At 52.9% G+C, this 25,456-nt stretch carries 22 protein-coding genes; 10 read left to right on the forward strand and 12 right to left on the reverse strand.

The features are described from left to right. Positions 1-10 precede the first annotated feature (10 nt). Positions 11-196 carry a glycine cleavage system protein T gene (locus OGX96_RS21715; protein WP_223240755.1) on the reverse strand — a complete coding sequence of 62 codons (186 nt, stop codon included), beginning with the start codon at positions 194-196 and terminating at the stop codon, positions 11-13. 231 nt (positions 197-427) lie between these two features. Between OGX96_RS21715 and rimO the strand changes: the two genes are divergently transcribed. After that, on the forward strand, positions 428-1,735 hold the full coding sequence (rimO, locus tag OGX96_RS21720) for a 30S ribosomal protein S12 methylthiotransferase RimO (protein WP_003831616.1): 1,308 nt from the start codon (positions 428-430) through the stop codon (positions 1,733-1,735). 92 nt (positions 1,736-1,827) lie between these two features. Here the strand turns inward: rimO and gsiD are convergent, their stop codons facing one another. The 6 genes from gsiD to OGX96_RS21750 form a co-directional block, all read right to left on the reverse strand. Further along, positions 1,828-2,739 carry a glutathione ABC transporter permease GsiD gene (gsiD, locus tag OGX96_RS21725; RefSeq protein WP_032942798.1) on the reverse strand — a complete coding sequence of 304 codons (912 nt, stop codon included), beginning with the start codon at positions 2,737-2,739 and terminating at the stop codon, positions 1,828-1,830. Positions 2,740-2,741: 2 nt separating this feature from the next. Beyond that, the gene (gsiC, locus tag OGX96_RS21730) at positions 2,742-3,662 is read right to left on the reverse strand and encodes a glutathione ABC transporter permease GsiC (protein ID WP_032942797.1); all 921 of its coding nucleotides are present in this window, start codon (positions 3,660-3,662) and stop codon (positions 2,742-2,744) included. A gap of 46 nt (positions 3,663-3,708) precedes the next feature. Next, positions 3,709-5,247, reverse strand: a complete 1,539-nt coding sequence (gene gsiB, locus OGX96_RS21735) for a glutathione ABC transporter substrate-binding protein GsiB (RefSeq protein WP_060682494.1) — start codon at positions 5,245-5,247, stop codon at positions 3,709-3,711. Between the two features lie 28 nt (positions 5,248-5,275). Beyond that, positions 5,276-7,147, reverse strand: a complete 1,872-nt coding sequence (gsiA, locus tag OGX96_RS21740; protein WP_057067350.1) for a glutathione ABC transporter ATP-binding protein GsiA — start codon at positions 7,145-7,147, stop codon at positions 5,276-5,278. After that, positions 7,134-8,099 (reverse strand): beta-aspartyl-peptidase, encoded by a 966-nt coding sequence (gene iaaA, locus OGX96_RS21745; protein WP_174770504.1) that lies wholly within the window; start codon positions 8,097-8,099, stop codon positions 7,134-7,136. Before iaaA ends, gsiA begins: the two co-directional genes overlap by 14 nt. 191 nt (positions 8,100-8,290) lie before the next feature. Continuing rightward, positions 8,291-9,079 (reverse strand): aminoglycoside adenylyltransferase family protein, encoded by a 789-nt coding sequence (locus OGX96_RS21750; protein ID WP_213752072.1) that lies wholly within the window; start codon positions 9,077-9,079, stop codon positions 8,291-8,293. A 174-nt stretch (positions 9,080-9,253) separates the two neighbouring features. On the opposite strand from OGX96_RS21750, the gene moeA reads away from it, so the two are divergent. Then, complete coding sequence (moeA, locus tag OGX96_RS21755; RefSeq protein ID WP_008784221.1) at positions 9,254-10,489, forward strand: molybdopterin molybdotransferase MoeA; 1,236 nt, start codon at positions 9,254-9,256, stop codon at positions 10,487-10,489. Beyond that, on the forward strand, positions 10,489-11,238 hold the full coding sequence (gene moeB, locus OGX96_RS21760) for a molybdopterin-synthase adenylyltransferase MoeB (protein ID WP_153753452.1): 750 nt from the start codon (positions 10,489-10,491) through the stop codon (positions 11,236-11,238). The genes moeA and moeB overlap by 1 nt, the downstream gene beginning before the upstream one ends. An 86-nt stretch (positions 11,239-11,324) precedes the next feature. Here moeB and fsa read toward each other — a convergent pair whose 3' ends face one another. Then, on the reverse strand, positions 11,325-11,987 hold the full coding sequence (fsa, locus tag OGX96_RS21765; RefSeq protein WP_286584198.1) for a fructose-6-phosphate aldolase: 663 nt from the start codon (positions 11,985-11,987) through the stop codon (positions 11,325-11,327). A gap of 132 nt (positions 11,988-12,119) precedes the next feature. Here fsa and OGX96_RS21770 point away from each other — a divergent pair, with 132 nt between their 5' ends. The 4 genes from OGX96_RS21770 to OGX96_RS21785 all read left to right on the forward strand — a co-directional run bounded on the left by OGX96_RS21770 (position 12,120) and on the right by OGX96_RS21785 (position 17,912). Next, positions 12,120-13,019: a glycyl-radical enzyme activating protein gene (locus tag OGX96_RS21770; RefSeq protein ID WP_286584199.1), complete on the forward strand. Its 900-nt coding sequence runs from the start codon at positions 12,120-12,122 to the stop codon at positions 13,017-13,019. A gap of 5 nt (positions 13,020-13,024) precedes the next feature. Beyond that, complete coding sequence (locus tag OGX96_RS21775; protein ID WP_286584200.1) at positions 13,025-15,457, forward strand: glycyl radical protein; 2,433 nt, start codon at positions 13,025-13,027, stop codon at positions 15,455-15,457. Between the two features lie 224 nt (positions 15,458-15,681). Further along, on the forward strand, positions 15,682-16,497 hold the full coding sequence (locus OGX96_RS21780; RefSeq protein WP_213752075.1) for a Cof-type HAD-IIB family hydrolase: 816 nt from the start codon (positions 15,682-15,684) through the stop codon (positions 16,495-16,497). Positions 16,498-16,649: 152 nt separating this feature from the next. After that, positions 16,650-17,912, forward strand: coding sequence for a DUF1479 domain-containing protein (locus tag OGX96_RS21785; RefSeq protein ID WP_286584201.1), 1,263 nt, complete (start codon positions 16,650-16,652; stop codon positions 17,910-17,912). A gap of 78 nt (positions 17,913-17,990) precedes the next feature. Here OGX96_RS21785 and OGX96_RS21790 read toward each other — a convergent pair whose 3' ends face one another. Next, positions 17,991-19,583, reverse strand: coding sequence for an ABC-F family ATPase (locus tag OGX96_RS21790; protein ID WP_008784214.1), 1,593 nt, complete (start codon positions 19,581-19,583; stop codon positions 17,991-17,993). 232 nt (positions 19,584-19,815) lie between these two features. Here OGX96_RS21790 and ldtB point away from each other — a divergent pair, with 232 nt between their 5' ends. Beyond that, positions 19,816-20,736, forward strand: coding sequence for a L,D-transpeptidase (gene ldtB / locus OGX96_RS21795; protein ID WP_008784213.1), 921 nt, complete (start codon positions 19,816-19,818; stop codon positions 20,734-20,736). Positions 20,737-20,830: 94 nt separating this feature from the next. Here the strand turns inward: ldtB and OGX96_RS21800 are convergent, their stop codons facing one another. Together OGX96_RS21800 and mntR are read right to left on the reverse strand one after the other, a co-directional pair. Further along, positions 20,831-21,940, reverse strand: a complete 1,110-nt coding sequence (locus tag OGX96_RS21800; protein ID WP_153753462.1) for an anion transporter — start codon at positions 21,938-21,940, stop codon at positions 20,831-20,833. Beyond that, positions 21,937-22,410, reverse strand: a complete 474-nt coding sequence (mntR, locus tag OGX96_RS21805; RefSeq protein ID WP_003831586.1) for a manganese-binding transcriptional regulator MntR — start codon at positions 22,408-22,410, stop codon at positions 21,937-21,939. The genes OGX96_RS21800 and mntR overlap by 4 nt, the downstream gene beginning before the upstream one ends. A 186-nt stretch (positions 22,411-22,596) precedes the next feature. Here mntR and mntS point away from each other — a divergent pair, with 186 nt between their 5' ends. Then, a complete protein-coding gene (mntS, locus tag OGX96_RS21810; RefSeq protein ID WP_003831584.1) occupies positions 22,597-22,725 on the forward strand; it encodes a manganase accumulation protein MntS in 129 nt (42 codons plus the stop codon). 276 nt (positions 22,726-23,001) lie between these two features. Further along, positions 23,002-24,582, forward strand: a complete 1,581-nt coding sequence (locus tag OGX96_RS21815) for a phosphoethanolamine transferase (protein WP_198801925.1) — start codon at positions 23,002-23,004, stop codon at positions 24,580-24,582. Positions 24,583-24,721: 139 nt separating this feature from the next. On the opposite strand, the gene ompX is transcribed toward OGX96_RS21815, so the two are convergent. Continuing rightward, on the reverse strand, positions 24,722-25,237 hold the full coding sequence (ompX, locus tag OGX96_RS21820; RefSeq protein ID WP_048214619.1) for an outer membrane protein OmpX: 516 nt from the start codon (positions 25,235-25,237) through the stop codon (positions 24,722-24,724). Between the last annotated feature and the right edge of the window lie 219 nt (positions 25,238-25,456).

A 25,456-nucleotide genomic window follows, 5' to 3' on the forward strand; every position in this document is an offset into this window, starting at 1 on the left:
GGTGAATTATTTAAAGTTTGGGTACGTGAGCGTTAGCTTTTTGTCGAATATTTTCATGACTGGCGATAAACGTTAATTCTGTCATTAATACACGCCAACTTAAGCCTGTGGCAAGCGAGATATAATATAAACTCACACCATTAGCATAAAGAGTTTTAGCCATTTCAAGTTTCGACTTCAAAACAATATCTTTCAAATTTAACCTCATTAGTAACGCTCGACGAGATAAAATTTACGATAATGAGTGTCTATAGCCAAGAAGCGGCACTTAAAGCCGGAATTAGACTCACTAAACACCTTTCACTAACCGATCTACTCTTTATAGGTATCGCTCTTTATTCTCTCCGTCTTATGCTGATCAGATATAGATGTACCGTGAAGGCATCTGTATAATCCCCCGATTACGAGCAATGTACAGTATAAGAAAATGGCAAAAATTGGTTTTATATCACTAGGTTGTCCGAAAAACCTCGTCGATTCTGAGCGCATCCTGACCGAACTTCGTACCGAAGGCTATGATGTTGTGCCAAGCTACGACGACGCGGATATGGTTATCGTTAATACCTGCGGCTTTATCGACAGTGCGGTTCAGGAGTCCCTGGAAGCAATTGGCGAAGCGCTGAACGAGAACGGTAAGGTGATCGTCACCGGCTGTCTGGGCGCGAAAGTCGATCAGATCCGTGAAGTCCACCCGAAGGTGCTGGAAATCACCGGGCCGCATAGCTATGAACAGGTTCTGGAGCACGTTCACCACTATGTGCCAAAACCAAAACACAACCCGTTCCAGAGTCTGGTTCCTGAGCAGGGCGTTAAGCTGACTCCTCGCCATTACGCCTATCTGAAGATTTCCGAGGGCTGTAACCACCGCTGCACGTTCTGCATTATTCCATCCATGCGCGGCGATCTGGTGAGCCGTCCGATTGGCGACGTCCTTAGCGAAGCCAAGCGTCTGGTCGATGCGGGCGTGAAAGAGATTCTGGTAATTTCTCAGGATACCTCAGCGTACGGTGTAGATGTGAAACATCGTACCGGTTTCCATAACGGCGAGCCGGTCAAAACCAGCATGGTTGATCTGTGCGAACAGTTATCAAAACTGGGGATCTGGACGCGACTGCATTACGTCTACCCCTATCCGCACGTTGATGATGTGATCCCGCTGATGGCGGAAGGGAAAATCCTGCCGTATCTGGACATCCCGTTACAGCATGCCAGCCCGCGTATTCTTAAACTGATGAAACGCCCGGGCTCCGTGGACAGACAGCTGGCGCGCATCAAGCAGTGGCGTGAAATCTGCCCTGAACTGACGTTGCGATCCACTTTCATTGTTGGTTTCCCGGGTGAAACGGAAGAAGACTTCCAGATGTTGCTCGACTTCCTGAAGGAAGCGCGTCTGGATCGCGTGGGCTGCTTTAAATACAGCCCGGTAGAAGGCGCTGGCGCTAATGACCTGCCGGATCAAATCCCGGAAGAGGTGAAAGAAGAACGCTGGAACCGCTTTATGCAATTGCAGCAGCAGATCTCTGCTGAACGTTTGCAAGAGAAAGTGGGCCGCGAGATTCTGGTTATCGTTGATGAAGTTGACGAAGAAGGCGCAATTGGTCGTAGCATGGCTGATGCTCCAGAAATCGACGGCGCGGTATACCTGAATGGTGAAACCAAGGTGAAACCTGGCGATATCATCCGCGTGAAGGTCGAAAACGCAGATGAATACGATCTGTGGGGCACCCGCGTTTAAATAGCGTAACCCAACGTAGGCCGGATAAGGCATTTATGCCGCATCCGGCAATGCCTGATGGCGACGCTGAAGCGTCTTATCAGGCCTACGGTTTACCCTTTTATTTTCGGGTCCAGCGCGTCACGCAGACCATCTCCCAGTAAGTTAAACGCCAGCACCGTCAGGAATATCGCTACCGCCGGGAAAATCGCCACGTGCGGCGCGATCACCATATCAGCGCGCGCTTCATTAAGCATTGCCCCCCACTCCGGCGTCGGCGGCTGTGCGCCTAATCCCAGAAATGACAGGCTTGCGGCAGAGATGATCGACGTGCCAATTCGCATGGTAAAAAAGACCACGATCGATGAGACCGTTCCAGGCAGAATATGGTTGAAGATGATGGTCGCATCGCTGGCACCAATACTGCGCGCAGACTCAATAAACGTCTGTTGCTTCAGCACCAGCGTATTCCCACGCACCAGGCGCGCGAAGGCTGGAATGGAGAAAATGGCTACGGCAATGATCACGTTAGCAATACCGCTGCCCAGCACAGCGACCACGGCTATCGCCAGCAATATCCCCGGAAAGGCGAACAGCACATCGCAGATTCGCATGATCAGTCGATCCCACCAGCCTTCGTAGTATCCCGCCAGCAGCCCCAGTACCGTACCAATCGCCGCGCCAATAAATACGGCAAAGACTCCTGCCGCCAGCGAGATTTGCGCACCAACCAGCACGCGGCTAAAGATATCCCGTCCCAGTGAGTCAACGCCAAACCAGTGCAGCATCGACGGCCCATCATTCAGACGGTCATAATCGAAGTAATTCTCGGCATCAAATGGCGTCAGCCAGCGGGCAAAAATCGCTACCACGATCAGGAGCAATACAAACAGCCCAGCGACCATCGCCATGTGCTGTCGACGGAACCGACGCCAGAACTCATGCCACGGTGTGCGTATCTGCTCTGGCTTAACAAGGGGCATCGCATTTAAAATCGCCTGTCGGCGCCAGTTAAAAAATCGCATCCTTACTTGTACCTGATAGCCGGATTAATGGCAGCGTAGAGCACATCCACCACTAAGTTAATAAGAATAAATTCCAGAGAAAACAACAGCACCTCGGCCTGAATCACCGGGTAGTCGCGCATTTCGACGGAGTCCACCAACAGCCGTCCAAGCCCGGGCCAATTGAACACCTTCTCAACCACGATTGATCCACCAAGCAAAAAGCCAAACTGTAGTCCCATCATGGTGACCACCGGGATCATCGCATTACGCAGACCATGTTTTAACACCACCCAGGTTTCACTCACCCCTTTAGCCCGCGCGGTGCGCATATAATCTTCGCTAAGCACATCAACAAACGAGGCGCGAGTAAATCGGGCTAACACCGCAGCCACCGCCGCGCCCAGCGTAATAGACGGGAGGATGTAGTGCAGCCAGGTGTCTGCGCCCACGGTAGGCAACCAACCGAGCTCAACGGAGAATATCTGCATCAGCAGCATGCCAAGCGCAAACGCCGGGAACGAGATCCCGGTGACCGCCAGCGTCATGCTTAATCTGTCCGGCCAGCGATTTCGCCATACGGCAGCAATGATCCCCGCCGTCATACCAAACAATACCGCCCACGCCATACTGGCAATAGTCAGCCATAGTGATGGCATAAAACGACTGGCTATCTCTTCAGATACCGGGCGACGAGAAACCATCGAGGTGCCAAAATCGCCTTGCAACACGTTGGTCATGTAATGCCAGAACTGAACATGCAGCGGCTGGTCAAGACCCAGCTGCTTGCGCACCAGTTCAATAACCTCGGCGTCAGCTTCCGGTCCGGCAATCAGCCGGGCCGGATCGCCGGGTAGCAGGTGAACAAATAAAAATACCAGCACCGCAACAATCAACAGAGTTGGAATCAACCCCAGCAGGCGCTTGAAAACATAGTTAAGCATCACGCTCCCTTCGCCGGCCCCTGGGCTGCGGGGCCGAATGAATAGCTTATTTTAAATCCGCATCATCAAAGCTAAATCCGGTATCCGGCATAATCCAGAACCCGGTCAACCGGGTACTGTGCGCCGAAATCAGTTTTTCCACCACCAGCGGGATCCACGGCGACTCTTTCCAGATAATATCCTGCGCGTCTTTGTACAGCTTCGCTTTCTGCGCCGGATCGTTAGTTTGCAACGCTGCCGCTAAATCACTGTCCACCTGCTTATTGCTGTAGAACGCCGTATTAAAGAGTGTCGGCGGCCAGTTTTGTGATGCAAACAGCGGTGACAGCGCCCAGTCAGCTTCCCCCGTAGACGCCGACCAGCCGGTGTAGAACATCCGTACCCCGCTCTCTTTCTGCGCTTTACCTTCAACTTCCGCGGCGCGCTGACCGGCATCCATCGCTGTTACCTGAGCCTTAATGCCCACCTGCGCCAGCTGCTGCTGGGTAAATTGCAGCACTTTCTGCGCGGTACTGTGGTTATGCGAAGACCATAGCGTAGTGGTAAAACCGTTCGGATAACCTGCTTCTTTCAGCAGTTCGCGCGCTTTCGCCGGGTCGTAGGGCCACGGCGTATAGCTTTGCGCATAGGCTATCGACGGGGGGAGAACGCCGGTTGCCGGCGTCGCGTAACCAGCAAAAGCCACTTTCACCAGCGCCTGGCGGTTGATGGCATAATTCAGCGCTTCACGCACCTTCGGGTTGTCGAACGGTTTTTGCGTGACGTTCATGCTGATGTAACGCTGCATAATAGACGGACTGGCCACCAGTTCCAGGTTTTTGTTCTTCGCCAACAGCGACGCCTGCTCGTATGGGATCGGGAAGGCAAACTGCGCTTCCCCAGTTTGCAGCATGGCCGCACGCGTGTTGTTGTCGGTCACCGGACGCCAGGTAATCGTATCCAGCTTTGGCAACCCTTGCTGCCAGTAGCCCGCGAACTTCTTAACCTTCACAAAATCCGTCTGATTCCAGGTATCAAGCTGGTACGGCCCGGTCCCCACAGGATGGAAACCAATCTCTTTACCGTATTTTTCCAGCGCGGCGGGAGAAATCATCGCCGTTGCCGGGTGCGCCAGAATATTGATAAAGGCAGAGAACGGCTGTTTCAGCGTAATCTTCACCGTCGACGGATCGACGACTTCGGTTTTATCGATATTCTTATACAGGTTGTAACGTTTCAGATGGTTTTCCGGGTTACTGGCCCGATCGAGGTTAGCTTTTACCGCATCGGCATTGAAGTCGGTTCCATCCTGAAACTTCACGCCCTGGCGCAGCTTAAGGGTATAGGTCAGCCCATCATCAGAAACCGTATAACTCTCCGCGAGCACATTTTTCAGTTTCATCTCTTTATCAAGACCAAACAGCCCCTGATAAAACGACTTCGCTACCGCCTGTGACAACGTGTCATTCGCGTCATAGGGGTCGAGCGTCGTGAAATTGGATCCCACGGCCACCACTACATCTTTGGCGGCCCAGCCAGGCGATGCGGCCAGTGCAGAGGCCACTCCCACAGCAACCAGCCATTTTCGAGCAACAATTTTTGTCATGTTATTCTCCTTAAACCCTGCCTGCCTGTTATAAACGCGAAAGCGCATTTTCTGGTAGCGGACGCGCAACATAATGCCCCGGACCAACTAACTGGAGTGATACGGGGGAAATCTCTTCGCCACGTTTACGAATATTGCTGGGGATATCGTCCGACAACAGCACGCGCTGGGGACGGTGATGGGATGGATCGGCGACCGGAACCGCCGCCATCAGCTTGCGAGTGTACGGATGTTGCGGATTTTCAAACACCGCCCGTCGGGTGCCTATCTCAACGATCTGCCCCAGATACATTACCGCCACACGATGACTGATCCGTTCCACTACCGCCATATCGTGGGAAATAAACAGGTATGCGATACCCAATTCTCGCTGCAGGTCGAGCATCAGGTTGATGATTTGCCCGCGAATTGAAACATCCAGCGCCGAGACAGATTCATCGGCAATAATCACTTTGGGATTGAGCGCCAATGCCCGTGCAATACAGATACGCTGACGCTGACCGCCGGAAAACTCGTGCGGATAGCGCCAGGCATGCTCAGGTAGCAAGCCTACACGTTCCAACAACCATGCAACCCGTTTTGACCCCGCATCGCCCTGCAATAACCCATGTACCCGTAGCGGCTCCAGAATGGAATATCCCACGGTCTGGCGCGGATCGAGCGAAGCATACGGATCCTGGAAGATAAACTGAATATCCCGACGTAGCGGCTGCAACTTGCTGGCAGCAAGGGTATCAATACGCTGCCCATTGAAAATGATTTCCCCACGCTGAGACTCAACCAGGCGCAGCAGCGCCCGCCCGGTGGTGGATTTCCCGCAGCCCGACTCCCCCACCAGCGAGAGCGTTTCTCCCGGCCACAGGTCAAAGCTGACGTTTTCCACTGCATGCACCTCGCGAGTCACGCGATTTAGAATGCCGCTGCGCAGAGGAAAACGCGTCACCAAATTACGCACCCGCAGAATAGGCTCGCCTTCAACCACGGTGTCCTGCTCGGTCTGCGGTTCTACATGGCTGGGATCGTGCAATGAAATGAGCGGGAAACGGCGCGGAAGCTCATGCCCGTTCATCGCCCCAAGCTGCGGCACGGCTGCCAACAGCGCTTTGGTATAGGGATGCTGGGGAGCGTGAAAAATTTGTTCAACGCTGCCGGTTTCTACCGCCTCGCCCTGATACATCACCAGCACGCGGTCTGCAATATCCGCCACAACGCCCATATCGTGGGTTATGAAGATCACTCCCATCGACATATCCTGCTGCAACACTTTTATCAGTTGCAGGATCTGCGCCTGAATGGTGACATCCAGCGCGGTCGTCGGCTCATCGGCAATTAAAACCGCAGGGCGACACGACAGTGCCATGGCAATCATCACCCGCTGGCGCATACCGCCGGAAAGCTGGTGTGGATAACGCGATAAAATCGCCTTCGCCTCGGGGATACGCACCTGATCGAGCATCCGCTTCGCTTCTACCATCGCCTCTTCATGGCTGGCGCCCTGGTGCAAGCGTATAGACTCAGCAATTTGCTCGCCCACGGTAAACACCGGATTGAGCGATGTCATAGGCTCCTGGAAGATCATCGCGATATCCGCACCGCGCACGTGACGCATTTGTGATGCGCTCTGTTCACCCAGCTCAATAACCTGCCGGTTGCGGCGTCGCAGCAGCATTTCATCGCAGCTTACCTCGCCGCCTGCTTGTTCAATCAGATGCATCAGCGACAAGGCCGTTACCGACTTTCCTGAACCGGACTCACCAACAATCGCCAGCGTTTCGCCACGCTTCAGGCGAAATGACAGATTACGCACTGCGCTGACACGTTGCTGTTCCTGTTCAAAGGCAATATTCAGATTGCTGACTGCCAGCACGTCGCTGGCATCAAGCTCATCACTGTGTGGCAACGCTATCTCCTTTTTCCCGATAAATACCGGTGGTTGGCGTATCGCCTGCATATCCCCAGGCGCGGTACATGCCTTCGCTATTAAACGGCAAGGCGACATTGCCCTCATGATCGATAGCAATTAAACCGCCACTGCCGCCAAGCGCCGGTAATTTTTCCATCACTACGCGTTCACACGCTTCGGATAAACTCAGGCCGCCATAGTCCATCAACGCCGCAATGTCATAGGCCGCCAGCGCACGAATAAAGACTTCTCCGGTTCCGGTGCAGGAGACTGCCACACTTGCATTATTGGCATAACAGCCTGCGCCGACCAGTGGACTGTCCCCCACCCGACCTGGTAATTTGTTGGTCATCCCCCCGGTCGATGTTGCGGCCGCCAGATTGCCAAACATATCTAACGCGACCGCCCCCACGGTACCCATTTTGTTGTTTTCATCCAGCGGGCTCGCGCTATGGTCCAGCACCGTTTCACCCGCTGTTCGCGCCGCCAGTAGTTGAGCGTAGCGTTCTGGCGTCGAGAAGATATCCGCTGATACGCGCACCATACCCTGCGCAATGGCAAAGTTTTCAGCCCCTTCACCGATCATCATGACGTGTGGGCTGTGTTCCATTACCAGGCGCGCCGCGAGAATCGGATTGCGTAAATGGCTGACTCCGGCGACGGCTCCCGCATTCAGCGTATTACCGTCCATCACGCAGGCATCCAGTTCATGGGTTTCATCACGGGTATACACCGCGCCAATTCCGGCATTAAACAACGGACACTCTTCCAGCAGGCGCACGGCTTCGGTAACGACATCCAGTGCGCTACGACCGTCTTCAAGCATCCGCTGGCCGGTTTCAACGATATCCGACAGCGCCTGTATATAACGCAACTCTTGCTCCTGGCTCAGCTGCGAACGGGTGATAGCCCCTGCGCCGCCGTGAATTGCAATGACTGCTTTACCCATTTTTTTCGTCCATCAGGTGGCAGGTACCGGGGTTATAAATATCAGAATTTCTGTGACTTATTGATTCGATTTTTGAATATAGAAAGATGCAGACGTCATGTAAAGGTTAAGGCCCGTACCTCACGCCCCATCCCATCAGGTTATTTAGATGAGTTAAACAGAAAGAGTTTCTTCCAACATCGTTGAATATATTATTCAAGCCGATCGGCAATCTGTTTTTTTGCATAAAACACAAAGCGTTCAACAGATGGCATAGACGCAGCCCAGTTCTTTTTGGTTAACCCCAGGTATTCTGCACGTGCGGCTTGCAGCGTATCAGCATACTCATCGGGTAATTGCGGTATAAGCCAGGAGGCGGCTTCATCTTTAGCGACAATATTGCCCGTAACTACGCTGTACCAAATACGCGCCAGAGTAAGGATGATATTTCGCTCGTCACCCTCTAAATCGCCCGGTTTCTGCCACATATCAAGGATATGCCGAAACGTTTGCAAGACATCGCTAAAAGGGATGACGTTGAATAACGTCTCAGCGGGTTCACCGAACAACGCTACGCTGACGCGCCGGGCCTGGGTCAGCAGGATGGAAAGATCAGGATCCACCTGTCTCGGTTCAAAAATTCCCGCGCGAATATCGTCACGCAACCATTCGCCAAATTGCATTTCTCTTGACGGTGGGAATTGCCACGGCACAAGTTGTGAATAGACCACGATGGTCACTTCCAGCGCCCGATAGCTATCAACGCTGCCAGGCGGTGCTGATATTTCCAGAAAACCCTGCATCAGATCTTTTATTTGCCGGGTATTCAGTGGCTGCCTAATGGTAACCAGTAAATCGATATCGCTTTGGGGCTTTAAGCCACCTTCAACAGCAGAGCCATACAAATGAACAGCAACCAGGTCGCCCTCGATAATCCGCGCAATCAGTGCACTGGCGGCATTCACCTGTTGTCGAATTGAATTCGGGATAGTCGCAGCCATTTAGCCTCCTGGAAAAAAGCAGAAATAATGAGTCTATACTGCATTTTTCCTGTAGCGCTATTCTCTGGCAGAAAACCTGTCTCAGATCGGATCCTAAGCCTGAGGTAGCATACTGTCCGCGTCCATTTTCTGACATAATGAGCGGATTCGATTTTGCCCCGCAGGAGTCTTCTCATGGAATTTACCGCCGGACTGATGCCGCTTGAAACGGCTCTCTCTCAGATGCTTTCGCGTATTACCCCACTCACCGCCGTCGAAACGCTGCCGTTGGTTCAATGCTTTGGCCGCATTCTGGCCACCGACGTCATCTCCCCGATTGATGTGCCGGGATTCGATAACTCGGCAATGGATGGCTATGCGGTGCGATTAGCCGATTTACAATCAGACCAGCCTCTTGCGGTGGCTGGCAAAGCCTTTGCTGGTCAACCATTCCACGGCGAGTGGCCTGCGGGAACCTGCATCCGCATTATGACCGGTGCCCCGGTGCCTGCCGGTTGTGAAGCGGTGGTGATGCAGGAGCAAACGGAACAAACTGACGACGGTGTACGTTTTACCGCCGAAGTCCGCAGCGGACAAAATATTCGTCTGCGCGGTGAAGATATCGCAAACGGCGCGGTGGTATTCCCTACCGGAACTCGTCTGACAACTGCCGAGCTTCCTGTTCTGGCCTCGCTCGGCATTGCCGAAGTACCGGTCGTTCGCAAAGTTCGCGTGGCGTTGTTCTCCACCGGTGATGAACTGCAACTGCCGGGTCAACCGCTGGGCGACGGGCAGATTTATGACACAAACCGTCTGACCGTTCACCTGATGCTGCAGCAACTGGGCTGCGAAGTGATCAACTTAGGAATTATTCGCGACGATCCCAACGCGCTGCGAGCCGCATTTATCGAAGCCGACAGCCAGGCCGACGTCGTCATCAGCTCTGGCGGCGTTTCGGTAGGCGAAGCGGATTACACCAAAACCATTCTGGAAGAGCTGGGAGAAATTGCCTTCTGGAAGCTGGCCATCAAACCCGGTAAACCGTTCGCGTTTGGTAAACTGAGCAACAGCTGGTTTTGCGGCCTGCCGGGTAATCCGGTTTCTGCGGCCCTCACCTTTTATCAACTGGTGCAACCGCTGCTGGCGAAACTCAGCGGCAACACCGCCTGTGGGTTACCTCCGCGCCAGCGTGTGCGCACAGCCTCACGCCTGAAGAAAACGCCAGGGCGTCTGGATTTTCAACGTGGTGTATTGCAGCGTACCGCGGAAGGCGAACTGGAAGTCACCACCACCGGACACCAGGGCTCGCATATTTTTAGCTCCTTTAGCCAGGGCAACTGCTTTATCGTGCTGGAGCGCGATCGCGGTAACGTTGAGGCCGGAGAATGGGTTGAGGTCGAGCCGTTTAACGCACTGTTTGGAGGCCTGTAATGGCGGAACTCAGCGACCAGGAGATGATGCGCTATAACCGGCAAATCATTCTGCGCGGCTTCGATTTCGAAGGTCAGGAAGCGCTCAAAGATGCGCGGGTACTGGTCGTTGGTCTGGGGGGACTGGGATGCGCAGCAACCCAGTACCTTGCGGGCGCTGGCGTCGGGCATTTAACCCTGCTCGACTTTGACACGGTCTCCGTGTCGAACCTCCAACGCCAGACGCTGCACAGCGATGCAACCGTCGGGCAACCCAAAGTGCTATCCGCCCGTGACGCGCTAGCGCGGATTAACCCTTATATCGCCATTACGCCGGTGAATGCGCTGCTTGACGATAGCGAGATTCACGCGCTTATTACCGAACACGATTTGGTGCTGGACTGTACGGATAACGTCAGCATCCGCAATCAGCTGAATGCCGGATGTTTTGCCGCCAGAGTCCCGCTGGTTTCTGGTGCAGCTATTCGCATGGAAGGACAAATTACCGTATTTACATACCAGGACGGTGAACCCTGCTACCGTTGCCTGAGTCGTCTGTTCGGTGAAAATGCCCTGACCTGCGTAGAAGCCGGAGTGATGGCCCCGCTGATCGGCGTGATCGGATCGTTACAGGCGATGGAAGCCATTAAGCTACTGGCAAACTACGGTAAACCGGCATCCGGAAAAATCGTCATGTACGATGCCATGACCTGCCAGTTTCGCGAAATGAAGCTGATGCGCAACCCGGGGTGTGAGGTTTGCGGGCAGTAAAAAAGTCGGGTGGCGGCTTCGCCTTACCCGACCTACAACGGCTCGAACGTAGGCCGGGTAAGCGTTAGCACCCCCCGGCAACAGCATCAGATCGACGTGCGACCGAATGCGCTCTGCCAGTCGTGCTCAAACTTCGCGACGGCAGCATCAACCGCCGGAGAGCTAATCATCTGCTGAGCAACGTCCAGCGGTAGCGTGATGGACTCGCAGCCCGCCAGCAGACAATCCAGTGCCTGACGCGGTGTTTTAAAACTGGCTGCCAGTACTTTGGCGTGCGGGGCATGCATTTTCAGTAACGTCTGCAGGTCGGCCACCGTCTGAATGCCATCCCCTCCTTGCGCATCCACGCGGTTAACGTATGGCGCAACGTATTCCGCACCCGCCAGAGCAGCCAATAACCCTTGAGCTGCACCGTATACCGCAGTACCCAACGTCGGGATCCCTTCTTCTTTTAGCAATTTTATAGCCGCCAGACCTTCTGCTGTCACCGGCACTTTGACCACGATATCAGCAATGATTGCCCGTAGCTTACGCGCATCGCTGACCATACCTTCGGCGGTGGTCGCCATCACCTGAGCAAACAGACGGCCTTGTCCCCCCATCGCTTCCTGCAGTTGCGGCAGTAGTACTTCCAGCGTCTGGTTCCCTGCCGCCACAATGCTCGGGTTAGTGGTCACCCCGGCCAACGGAAAAATACGCGCCAGAGCTTTGACAGCGGCAACATCCGACGTATCTAAATAGAGTTCCATAACCTTTCCTCAAACGAATAATTAGCATGAATAAAAGGTAGCACGGCGAAACCTCACGGTTAGTTGACGCATGTCAATATAACTTTCATTCGAAAGTAATTTAATCTTTATACGAAAGAAGAGAGGTCGCTTATGATTTTCAATATCCAGCGCTACTCCACGCATGATGGCCCCGGTATTCGTACCGTGGTGTTCCTTAAGGGATGCTCCCTGGGCTGTCGGTGGTGCCAGAATCCGGAAAGCCGCGCCCGCACGCAGGACCTGCTTTATGACGCGCGTTTGTGCCTCGACGCTTGCGATCTCTGTGCTCAGGCTGCACCCGCGGTGATTGAACGGGCGCTGGGCGGATTACTTATTCATCGCGAAAAACTGACCGATGACGCTCTCACCCTACTGACCGACTGCTGTCCGACTCAGGCGTTAACCGTCTGCGGAGAGGTAAAAAGCGTGGACGATATCATGGCGACCGTATTGCGAGATAAACCGTTTTACGACCGCAGTGGCGGAGGCCTCACCCTGTCCGGCGGTGAACCGTTTATGCAGCCAGAGCTGGCAACTGCTTTGCTCAAAGCCAGCCACGACGCAGGCATTCATACCGCGGTGGAAACCTGTCTGCATGTCCCGTGGAAGTATATTGAACCATCATTACCTGACGTCGATCTGTTTCTGGCCGATATAAAACACTTGGCGGATGCGCCGTTTAAACAATGGACCGATGGCAGTGCCTCTCGCGTACTGGAAAATCTAAAAAAACTGGCTGCCGCCGGTAAAAAAATGATTATCCGCGTACCGCTGATTCAGGGATTCAACGCAGACGAAGCTGCTATTCAGGCCATTACCGATTTTGCCGCCGATGAGCTTCACGTCGGTGAGATCCATTTCTTGCCCTACCACACCCTGGGCATCAACAAATACCACTTACTCAGTCAACCCTACAACGCACCGGATAAACCGCTTGATGCGCCAGCACTGCTCGAATTTGCCCAGCAGTACGCCAGCCTTAAAGGTTTAACCGCGACCCTACGAGGATAATCGCCATGACCACTCTGAAACTGGACACACTCAGCGACCGTATCAAAGCGCATAAAACGGCCCTGATCCACATCGTGAAACCACCGGTTTGTACCGAGCGCGCCCAGCACTATACCGAGATGTATCAGCAACACCTGGATAAGCCTATCCCGGTACGTCGTGCACTGGCACTAGCTCATCATCTGGCGGAACGCACCATCTGGATCAAACATGACGAACTGATCATTGGTAACCAGGCAAGCGAAGTGCGTGCCGCGCCTATCTTCCCGGAATACACCGTCTCCTGGATTGAAAAAGAGATCGACGACCTCGCCGACAGACCGGGCGCAGGCTTTGCGGTAAGCGAAGAGAACAAACGTGTATTGCATGAGGTGTGCCCATGGTGGCGTGGTCAAACCGTGCAGGATCGCTGCTACGGGATGTTCACTGATGAGCAGAAAGGGCTGCTGGAAACCGGCATTATCAAAGCCGAAGGTAACATGACCTCCGGCGACGCACACCTGGCGATAAACTTCCCGCTGCTGCTGGAAAAAGGTCTCGACGGCCTGCGTCACAAAGTCGATGAACGTCGCTCCCGCATCAATCTGACATGTCTGGAAGACCTCCATGGCGATCAGTTCCTGAAAGCGATTGATATCGTGCTGGAAGCCGTCAGTCTGCACATTGAGCGCTTTGCCGCGCTGGCACGCAAAATGGCATCTACGGAGACCCGCGCCAGCCGTCGCGAGGAACTGCTGACCATGGCGGAAAACTGTGATGTGATTGCCCATGAACCGCCTAAAACGTTCTGGCAGGCGCTGCAGTTGTGCTACTTCATCCAGTTGATCCTGCAAATTGAGTCGAACGGCCATTCAGTGTCGTTTGGTCGCATGGATCAGTATCTCTATCCTTTCTACCGTCGTGATGTGGAGCTGAATCAGTCGCTGGATCGCGAGCACGCCATTGAGCTGCTGCACAGCTGCTGGCTGAAGCTGCTGGAAGTGAACAAAATCCGTTCCGGCTCCCATTCGAAAGCCTCAGCGGGTAGCCCGCTGTATCAGAACGTGACCATTGGTGGTCAAAACCTGGTCAACGGCCAGCCGATGGATGCCGTCAACCCGCTCTCCTACGCGATTCTGGAGTCATGTGGTCGTCTGCGTTCTACGCAGCCAAACCTGAGCGTGCGTTATCACGCGGGGATGAGTAATGACTTCCTTGATGCCTGCGTGCAGGTGATCCGCTGCGGTTTCGGGATGCCAGCCTTTAACAACGATGAAATCGTCATACCGGAATTCATTAAGTTGGGTATTGAACCGCAGGATGCCTATGACTATGCGGCCATTGGGTGTATCGAAACCGCCGTTGGCGGGAAATGGGGCTACCGTTGCACCGGCATGAGCTTTATTAACTTTGCCCGCGTGATGCTGGCGGCACTGGAAGGTGGGCGCGATGCCACCAGTGGCAAAGTCTTTCTGCCACAGGAAAAAGCGCTCTCGGCTGGTAACTTCAACAATTTCGACGAAGTGATGGATGCCTGGGATACGCAGATCCGCTACTACACGCGTAAATCCATAGAAATTGAGTATGTCGTCGACACCATGCTGGAAGAGAACGTGCACGATATTCTGTGTTCTGCGCTGGTAGACGACTGCATTGAACGGGCGAAAAGCATTAAGCAAGGCGGCGCGAAGTATGACTGGGTATCTGGTTTGCAGGTGGGTATTGCCAACCTCGGTAACAGCCTGGCAGCAGTGAAGAAACTGGTCTTTGAACAGGGCGCTATTGGTCAACAACAGTTGGCCGCTGCGCTGGCCGATGATTTTGACGGTCTGACCCATGAGCAGTTACGCCAACGACTGATCAACGGCGCGCCGAAATACGGCAACGATGACGATAGCGTTGATACGCTACTGGCCCGCGCTTATCAGACCTATATCGATGAACTGAAACAATATCATAATCCGCGTTACGGACGTGGCCCGGTTGGCGGCAATTACTACGCCGGGACCTCGTCTATTTCGGCAAACGTGCCGTTCGGCGCAGCAACGATGGCAACGCCGGATGGCCGTAAAGCACACACTCCGCTGGCAGAAGGCGCAAGCCCGGCTTCCGGTACGGACCATCTCGGCCCAACGGCGGTAATTGGTTCGGTGGGTAAACTGCCGACCGGTTCGATTCTCGGCGGCGTGCTGTTAAATCAGAAGCTCAACCCGGCCACGCTGGAAAATGAATCCGATAAGCAAAAGCTGATGATCCTGCTGCGTACCTTCTTCGAAGAGCACAAAGGCTGGCATATTCAGTACAACATTGTCTCCCGTGAAACGCTGCTGGAAGCCAAAAAACACCCGGATCAATATCGTGACCTGGTGGTCCGTGTAGCAGGTTATTCCGCCTTCTTCACTGCGCTTTCTCCGGATGCGCAAGACGACATCATCGCGCGTACTGAGCATATGCTGTAAACAATATTGTCGGCCGGATGAGATTCCACACCGCCATCCGGCACGCTAACCTCCCCATTGCCGGATGCGCTGACGCTTATCCGGCCTACAACGATTCTCCCCGTAGCCGGGTAAGGCGAAGCTACCACCCAGCTTTTTACTTTCATTCGAAATTAAATTTGTGCTACAGGTCACATTGTTATTAGAATGTTTCTGGTTGCAGTAATCGCCAGGAGCCTATCTTTATGACCATCAAAGTTATCGTCACCGATATGGACGGAACTTTTCTCGACGACGCCAAGAAATACGATCGTGCACGTTTTATGGCGCAGTATCAGGAACTGAAAAAACGAAATATCGAATTTGTCGTGGCCAGCGGCAACCAGTATTACCAGTTGATCTCCTTTTTCCCGGAGCTTAAAGACGAAATATCGTTTGTCGCTGAGAATGGCGCGCTGGTTTATGAGCATGGCAAGCAGCTGTTTCACGGCGAGCTTACCCGCCACGAATCCCGTATTGTCATTGGTGAACTGCTAAAAGATAAGCAGCTCAACTTTGTGGCTTGCGGGCTGCAAAGCGCTTACGTTAGCGAAAATGCGCCAGAGTCCTTTGTCGCATTGATGTCAAAACACTACCATCGCCTGAAACCCGTAAAGGATTATCAGGATATCGACGATGTGCTGTTCAAGTTCTCGCTAAATTTACCGGACCAACAAATCCCATTGGTTATCGATCACCTGCATGCTGCGCTGGACGGCATCATGAAGCCCGTCACCAGCGGCTTCGGGTTTATCGATCTGATCATTCCGGGCCTACATAAAGCCAACGGGATCAGCCGCTTGCTTAAACGCTGGAACCTGTCACCGCAAAACGTAGTCGCCATTGGCGATAGCGGAAACGACGCGGAAATGCTGAAAATGGCGCACTACTCTTTCGCCATGGCCAACGCGGCAGAGAATATCAAAGCGATTGCTCGCTATCAGACCGACGACAATAACCATCAGGGCGCGCTGAACGTAATTCAGGCTGTACTGGATAACACCTCCCCTTTTAACGTCTAATCCTGCCAACCGGGGTATCCCTCATCCCGGTTTTCACTCTTTTTCTATTTTGCTCACTCCATCAAGTTTTAAACTTGCGTTAACTAAATTTTAACTTATATTATCATCTGTAAGTTAGTTAGGTTTCGAATGAAAGTTAATGCGAGGTGGATATGGCTTTTACTTTTACCAGCGACACGCTGCCCGCCGATCACAAAGCGGCAATCCGGCAGATGAAACAGCAACTGCGGACACAGCTTGGGGATGTTCAGTTAATCTTCAATCAGTTGAGCGATGCTATCGCCACCCGCGTGGCGGAAATCAACGCCCTCAAATCGCAAGGTGCCCCGGTGTGGCCAGTGATATCTTATGCAGATATCAAAGCGGGCCACGTAAGTGCAGAGCAGCGTGAAGAAATTAAGCGTCGCGGATGCGCAGTCATTAAAGGTCATTTCCCTCGCGAACAGGCTCTCGACTGGGACAGCTCAATGCTGGACTATCTGGACCGCAACCACTTTGACGACGTCTATAAAGGACCCGGCGATAATTTCTTCGGTACTCTGAGCGCATCACGGCCTGAAATCTACCCCATCTACTGGTCCCAGGCGCAGATGCAGGCCCGCCAGAGTGAAGAAATGGCCAATGCACAGTCGTTCCTCAATCGTTTGTGGACCTTTACAAGCGAAGGTAAACAATGGTTTAACCCGGATATCAGCGTTATTTACCCTGACCGCATTCGCCGTCGACCGCCGGGAACCACGTCTAAAGGGCTGGGCGCGCATACGGATTCCGGCGCGCTGGAACGCTGGCTTCTTCCGGCATATCAGCAGGTCTTTGCTCATGTTTTCAATGGCAAGCTGGAAGATTACGATCCGTGGCAGGCGGCGCATCGCACTGAGGTAGAAGAGTACACAGTGGATAACACCACCAAATGTTCGGTATTCCGTACCTTCCAGGGCTGGACTGCACTGTCCGATATGCTGCCAGGTCAGGGATTGTTGCATGTGGTCCCGATCCCTGAAGCGATGGCGTATGTGCTGTTACGCCCATTGCTTGACGATGTGCCAGAAGATGAACTTTGCGGCGTTGCGCCCGGCCGGGTGCTGCCGATTTCCACGCAATGGCATCCTCTGCTGATTGAAGCGTTAACCAGCATTCCACAACTGGACGCCGGAGACTCCGTCTGGTGGCATTGTGATGTGATTCACTCCGTCGCACCGGTGGAAAATCAGCAGGGTTGGGGTAACGTGATGTACATTCCTGCCGCACCGATGTGCGAAAAGAATCTGGCCTACGCCCACAAAGTGAAGGCCGCGCTGGAAAAAGGTGCGTCGCCGGGTGATTTTCCACGGGAGGATTATGAAACTAACTGGGAAGGACGCTTCACGCTGGAGGATTTGAATATCCACGGCAAACGCGCGCTGGGGATTGTTTAATTTTATATACCCTTATCCCTAAGTATCCCGTGTTACAGGTGCAACCATCACACCTGTAACACGAGAACGACGGGATAATTATTCGACGCCTTTACTACGCAGGTAATCTTCGTAGTTACCGGTGAAGTCGATTACGCGTTCCGGCGTAATTTCAATCACGCGGGTTGCCAGCGAGCTGACGAACTCACGGTCGTGAGAAACGAAGATCAGCGTGCCCTGGTACATTTCCAGCGCCATGTTCAGCGATTCGATAGATTCCATATCCAAGTGGTTGGTCGGTTCATCCATAACCAGGATATTCGGTTTCTGCATCATCAGCTTACCGAACAGCATGCGTCCTTTTTCACCACCAGAGAGCACTTTCGCAGGTTTCTTGATATCGTCCTGGCTGAACAGCAGACGGCCAAGGAAGCTACGTACTACCTGCTCATCATCGCCTTCCTGCTTCCACTGACTCATCCATTCGAAAACGGTCAGATCGTTTTCGAACTCGTATTCATGATCCTGCGCGTAGTAACCGACCTGGGCGTTTTCAGACCACTTAACGGTACCGTTGTCCGGCTGCAAGTCGCCAACCAACGTTTTCAGCATGGTGGATTTACCCACGCCGTTGGCACCAATGATGGCAACCTTCTCCCCTACTTCCAGCAGCAGGTTGAAGTTTTTAAACAGCGGGCCTTCATCAAAACCTTTCGCCAGCGCTTCCACTTCCAGCGCGTTACGGAACAGTTTCTTATCCTGTTCGAAGCGGATAAACGGGTTCTGACGGCTGGATGCCTTCACTTCGTCGAGCTTAATCTTATCAATCTGACGCGCACGAGAAGTCGCCTGTCGAGATTTAGACGCGTTGGCGCTAAAGCGGCTGACGAAAGATTGCAGATCGGCAATCTGTGCTTTCTTCTTGGCGTTATCGGCCAGCAGACGTTCACGCGCCTGGGTTGCCGCCGTCATGTATTCGTCGTAGTTACCCGGATAAACACGCAGTTCGCCGTAGTCCAGATCCGCCATGTGCGTACAGACCATGTTCAGGAAGTGACGGTCGTGCGAAATGATGATCATGGTGCTGTCACGCTCGTTCAGCGTCTGCTCCAGCCAGCGGATGGTGTCGATATCCAGGTTGTTCGTTGGTTCGTCGAGCAGCAGAATGTCCGGGTTAGAGAACAGCGCCTGTGCCAGAAGCACACGCAGCTTCCAGCCGGGTGCGACTTCGCTCATCGGGCCGTAATGCTGTTCTACCGGAATACCTACGCCCAGCAGCAGTTCACCCGCACGCGCTTCCGCAGAGTAGCCGTCCATTTCGCCATACTGAACTTCGAGGTCAGCAACTTTATAGCCGTCTTCTTCGCTCATCTCGGCCAGAGCGTATATGCGATCGCGCTCCTGCTTCACTTCCCACAGTTCAGCGTGACCCATGATCACGGTGTCGAGCACGGTGAACTCTTCAAAGGCGAACTGATCCTGGCGCAGCTTACCAATGCGCTCGTTAGGATCGAGGGAAACGTTGCCCAGCGTCGGTTCGAGATCGCCGCCGAGAATTTTCATAAAAGTGGATTTACCGCTACCGTTCGCGCCAATCAGGCCGTAACGGTTGCCGCCGCCAAATTTGACGGAAATATTTTCAAACAGCGGCTTACTGCCGAACTGCATGGTGACGTTGCTGGAAACTAACACTGGCGTATCCTGAAAGAGAAAGAAATATGTGACAAACCGCTTATTATGCCATAAGTCTGCAAGAAGATCGCGTCTTCATGCGGAAGGGAAAAAGTGAAACCAAAAGGAAAAAAATGTGATTTAGTACACATCCGAATTCCTTGTTGCTCAGATTGCACATATAATGCGTGCCCAACACTACATAAATCTCAACCCACTAGCCTGCCTGGCACTGAATCTCGCATACATGAATATGAATATGAAATTAACAACGCTTTTCGCGGCGGCACTCGCAATAGTTGGTTTTTGTAATACCGCTTCAGCCGTCACGTACCCGCTGCCGACTGATGGTAGCCGTTTGATTGGCCAAAACCAGGTCATTACTATTCCTGAAGGCAACACCCAACCGCTGGAGTATTTTGCGGCAGAGTATCAGATGGGTTTGTCTAACATGCTGGAAGCCAACCCGGGCGTGGATACCTTCCTGCCGAAAGGCGGCACCGTGCTGAACATTCCTCAGCAGTTGATCCTGCCGGATACCGTGCATGAAGGTATTGTTATCAACAGCGCTGAAATGCGTCTGTACTACTACCCGAAAGGCACCAACACCGTAATTGTTCTGCCGATCGGTATCGGCCAGCTGGGCAAAGACACGCCAATCAACTGGACCACCAAAGTAGAACGTAAAAAAGCGGGCCCAACCTGGACGCCAACGGCGAAAATGCATGCGGAATACCGCGCTGCGGGCGAACCGCTGCCAGCCGTTGTTCCGGCAGGTCCGGATAACCCGATGGGACTGTACGCGCTGTATATCGGTCGCCTGTATGCTATCCACGGCACCAATGCTAACTTCGGCGTAGGCTTACGCGTCAGCCACGGTTGCGTGCGTCTGCGTAACGACGACATCAAATTCCTGTTTGAAAATGTGCCAGTCGGCACCCGCGTACAGTTTATCGATGAGCCGGTAAAAGCCACTACCGAACCAGACGGCAGCCGTTACATCGAAGTACATAACCCACTGTCTACGACTGAAGCACAGTTCGAAGGCGGAGAAATCGTACCGATTACCCTGACCAAGAGCATTACCAGCATCACCGGTCAGTCTGACGTCGATCAGGCCGTCGTTGAGCAGGCGGTACAGAACCGTTCAGGTATGCCGGTTCGTTTGAACTAATCTGCTATATATGCCCGATGGCGCTACGCTTATCGGGCCTACCAACGCAGTAGGCCGGATTAGGCGCCAGCCGCCATCCGGCACATCACATCAATTACATCAACAGCAGCAAACCATACCCCACCAGCGCCGCCCATATCAGCATCGGTACCGAATACCAATGAAAACGCCACCAGATCCGTCGGTCGTTTGCCATCCGTAACGCAATGAGATTCGCCAGCGATCCCGGCAACAAACCAAAGCCGCCCACATTAACCGCCCAGGCCAGCAACAGCGTCGGCGGGACATAGTTCAGCAGCAAAATCGTACTGGGCACATTACTGATAAACTGCGACAGGCCAATAGCCGTCAACCAAAGTCCCGACGCTGAGAGCGTGCCAATCTGGTGGGTAATCCCCTGCAAGGCCGGGAGCTGCGTCAACAAATGCACATCAATGAACATCGCCATAAACACTAACAGCAACGTCCAGTCCACGCTGAGGATCACGCGACGCGCCAGTACCATGAATCCTGTCGCCACAATCGCCAAACCCCACAGCTCTTGCTTTAACTCCAGCGCCGCCAGGAAGATGATATACAGCGCCAGACAGCTCCATACCAGGCGTGGTTGCCAGTCAGACGCGCGCGTACCGGTATGATAGTGCAACGCTTTATGCGGGAAACTGAACCAGCACAGCACCACCAGCGTCAGCATCATGGCCCCCGCAAGCGGCGCCATTTGCCAGGTAAACGCGGTAAACGATAAGCCTGAGCGTCCCCACATCAGAATGTTTTGCGGATTACCTATTGGCGTGAGCAACGATCCGGCGTTTACCGCCAGCGCCTCAAAGATAATCAGGCGATTCACCGGAATGGCACATAATTTTTTCAGGGTGATGGTCAGCGGAACAACAATAAACAATGCAACGTCGTTGGTCAGAAACGTCGACAACAACGCCGCCGCCAGCACCATAAATATCGCCAGCTGGCGCTCTGTTTTGAAGCGGCGGGTCATCTTGCGCCCTAACACATCGAAATAACCGCTTAGCTCCACGCCTTTGGTCAGTAACATCAGCCCGCTAAGCGTGATAATCGTGTGCCAGTCAATTGCCCCTGGCCAGGACCGGGGCGTAAATGGCGTGAACAGACTCAGTACAACCCCAACGATGATTAACAGCTGGAAAAAGCGATCGCGCTGTAAGGCACGTAATAAAGGAAAACTCATTCAGAGCCAGTTCCTTGCTGTTGCGTAAACCGGCTAAAAGCCTCCAGCGTTTCCTTACTGACGTGATGCTCCATCCCCTCCGCGTCGCGACGGGCAATTTCCGGGCTGATGCCTAACATCAACAGGAAATTTTCCACAATCTGATGACGTTCCCGGCTCTCCTGGGCTAGTCGTTCACCTTCTGCGGTTAAAAACACCCCACGCCACGGGATCATTTCAATCAATCCGACTGAAGCAAGGCGCTTAAGCATTTTAGCAACCGTCGGCTGGGAAACCCCAAGTCGCGCGGCCATATCCACCTGGCGCGCTTCACCCACCTCAATAATGAGATCGGAAATCAGCTCTACGTAGTCATCAATCAGTTCGCGGCGATGCGCCTCCCGGACCTGACGAAATCCTTCAACGTGTTCTTCGACATTCACCAATTGCGTCACTTTTTTTGTTGTTGGCATACCTGCGCGACGACTCATTCTGCTTCCTCGTTACTGTGACGCGTTAACGGCATCTGATTAGAGAGCGCTCATTGTAAACCAGAGTTGCGTGGGCACAAAAAATTAACGTTTTAGCAATAGCTATATAATATAGCCTGTGCTATATCTGTATATAATAAAGACATCCCTCAAGGACTGATGGGATTGTGAAGTCAGGAGGTTTACATGAATGAATTTAAGAGGTGTATACGCGTGTTTAGTCACTCTCCCTTTAAAGTACGGTTGATGCTGATCTCTATGCTGTGTGACATGATTAACAGCAAACCAGAGCAGGATAAACCTTCAGAAAAATAATGCGGCGTCGCGGTACGCCGCTTCATTTTCCTGCCGTCATTCGGGTACGGTGGTGGTTTTCGTCTCAATAACCCTTCTTTTTGTCAGTTTTGCCACGTCCCTCGCAAAACAATTTCTTTGTAGTAGTTGACCTTCTCTTGCGCACACTCTATCTTTTCGCAGCCCTGCGTATATTGCGGCTCGCGGATGCGGACCCTATCCCTCTTCTCGCTCTCTCAGGCAGGCAATGACCCTTAGCGCCAGGGTAAGCACATGGCGTTTTTGTAACAGTGGCATATGAATTTAACCCTCAAAGATTCAATCATTGCTCGTAGCCGGGCAATTAGTCCGTGGACTGGCCTCTATTTCTTACAGTCTCTGCTAATAAACCTTGCTCTGGGCTATCCGCTTAGCCTGCTCTATAGCGTTGCTTTCACCTGTATATTGATGCTGCTGTGGCGTAGCGCGCCGCGCGCGCAGAAAGCACTGATTGGCATTTGCTCACTCATTGCAGCAATGTACTTTCCGTTCGGCCAGGCTTACGGCTCACCGAACTTCAACACCTTGCTGGCGCTGCACTCAACCAATATGGAAGAGTCAACCGAGATCCTGACCATCTTCCCCTGGTACAGTTATCTGGTTGGAGTGTTTATTTTTGCCCTTGGCGTTATCGCCGTACGCCGTAAAAAAGATGTGCAGCAGCGCAACTGGAATAAGTTCGACAGCATTTGTTTGCTGTTTAGCGTTGTCGCATTCTTTGTTACCCCGGTACAAAACCTGGCCTGGGGCGGCGTGTTCAAGCTGAAAGACACTGGCTATCCGGTTTTCCGTTTCGCCAAGGACGTTATCGTCAATAACAACGAAGTGCTCGACGAACAAGAGCGTATGGCGAAACTGTCGAGCGTAAAAGACAGCTGGACGGTAACCGCCGTTAAACCGAAGTATCACACCTACGTCGTGGTAATCGGTGAAAGCGCCCGCCGCGATGCGTTAGGCGCGTTTGGCGGTCACTGGGATAACACCCCGTTTGCCAGCTCCGTTAACGGCTATATCTTTGCGGATTACATTGCTGCCAGCGGTTCAACGCAAAAATCGCTCGGCTTAACGCTTAATCGGGTAGTGGATAATAAACCCCAGTTCCAGGATAACTTTGTCACCCTGGCTAACCGCGCGGGCTTTCAGACATGGTGGTTTTCCAATCAGGGACAGATTGGTGAATACGATACGGCCATCGCCAGCATTGCGAAGCGCGCTGATGAGGTTCAGTTCCTCAAAAGCGGTGACTTCGAAGCGGATAAAAACACCCGTGACGAAGCGCTGTTGAAGATGACTGCCCAGGTGCTGGCAACCGAGCGCACCCAGCCACAGCTCATCGTGCTGCATTTAATGGGCTCGCATCCGCAGGCCTGTGACCGAACGCAGGGTAAATACGAGACTTTCGTCCAGTCAAAAGAGACATCTTGTTATCTGTACACCATGACGCAAACGGATGACCTGCTGCGCCAGCTTTACGAGCAGTTACGTAACAGCGGTAATAGCTTCTCGATGGTCTATTTCTCCGATCATGGCCTCGCGTTTAAAGAGCGGGGAAAAGAGGTGCAGTACCTGGCGCATGACGATCAGTTCCAGCAGAATTTCCAGGTGCCTTTCATGGTGCTGTCGAGCGATGATAAAGCGCATCGGGTGATTAAAGCCCGTCGCTCCGCCAATGATTTCCTCAGCTTTTTCTCGCAGTGGACGGGGATAAGCGCAAAAGAAATCACCAACAACTACCGCTTTATCTCAGAGAAAAAAGCCGGGCCGGTGTACATCACCAACTTCAAACTGCAGAAGGTGGATTACAACCATCTGGGTACCGATATTTTCTCAACCAAATAATACGTTGTCGGCCGGATAAGGCATTTTGCTACCGATGCCTGATGCGCTGCGCTTATCAGGCCTACAACGACATTCCTTCCTGCATTACACGCAAAAAAAATCCGCCCCAAGAGGCGGATTTTTCATATCACCGAAGTGATTAGAAGCGGTAACCCACGCCAGCAATCCAGGTGCCAACGTCAACGCTACGAATACGGCTCTGCTCGTAGGAGAAGTCCAGAGCAACGTTTTCGATCGGGTTGAACTGCAGACCAGCACCGTAAGAGAAACCGTAGTCGCTGGTGCTGTGGTTGTCAGCCGGAGATGCTGCGTTCTGGAATTTACCGTAACCAACACCCACTACACCGTAGATGCTTGCCCAGTCGTTCAGACGGTAAGCCGGACCAGCAGTGATGCCGTAGTACTGGGTTTTGTTGTAGTCGCCAGAAGCATCGGTACGATCTTTTTCAGTGTAAGTGAAGGAACCGATAACACCCAGCGGGTTGTTGTCCTGCTCGTAGCGATACTTCAGGTTGAAACCGTTCATTTTGTTCGCTGCGCCCTGAGCATCGCTCTGAGCGTAACCACCGGTAACGGTAGAAGTAGCAGCTACAGCAGTACCTGCGGAGAAAGCCAGAACAGCGGCCAGTGCTGAAAGACATGCAATTTTTTTCATAACCACCTCAAATGTGCTTCAAGTAAATCTTAAGTTTTAAATATACCAAAAATTGATGGGAAACTCTTTGCGATTCGCGATGTCTAACGGGGTCTTTCATGTAACAGAACATTTCAAAAACCCGCTATCTCTTTCAATTAACATCACTTTTTCAACTGAAAATACCATTATTGCGCGCACAATATGGCACATTCATCCAGAACATTCCTAATCACACAG

It is taken from the genome of Citrobacter sp. Cpo100 (assembly GCF_030332595.1).
Classification (GTDB): Bacteria; Pseudomonadota; Gammaproteobacteria; order Enterobacterales; family Enterobacteriaceae; genus Citrobacter; species Citrobacter portucalensis.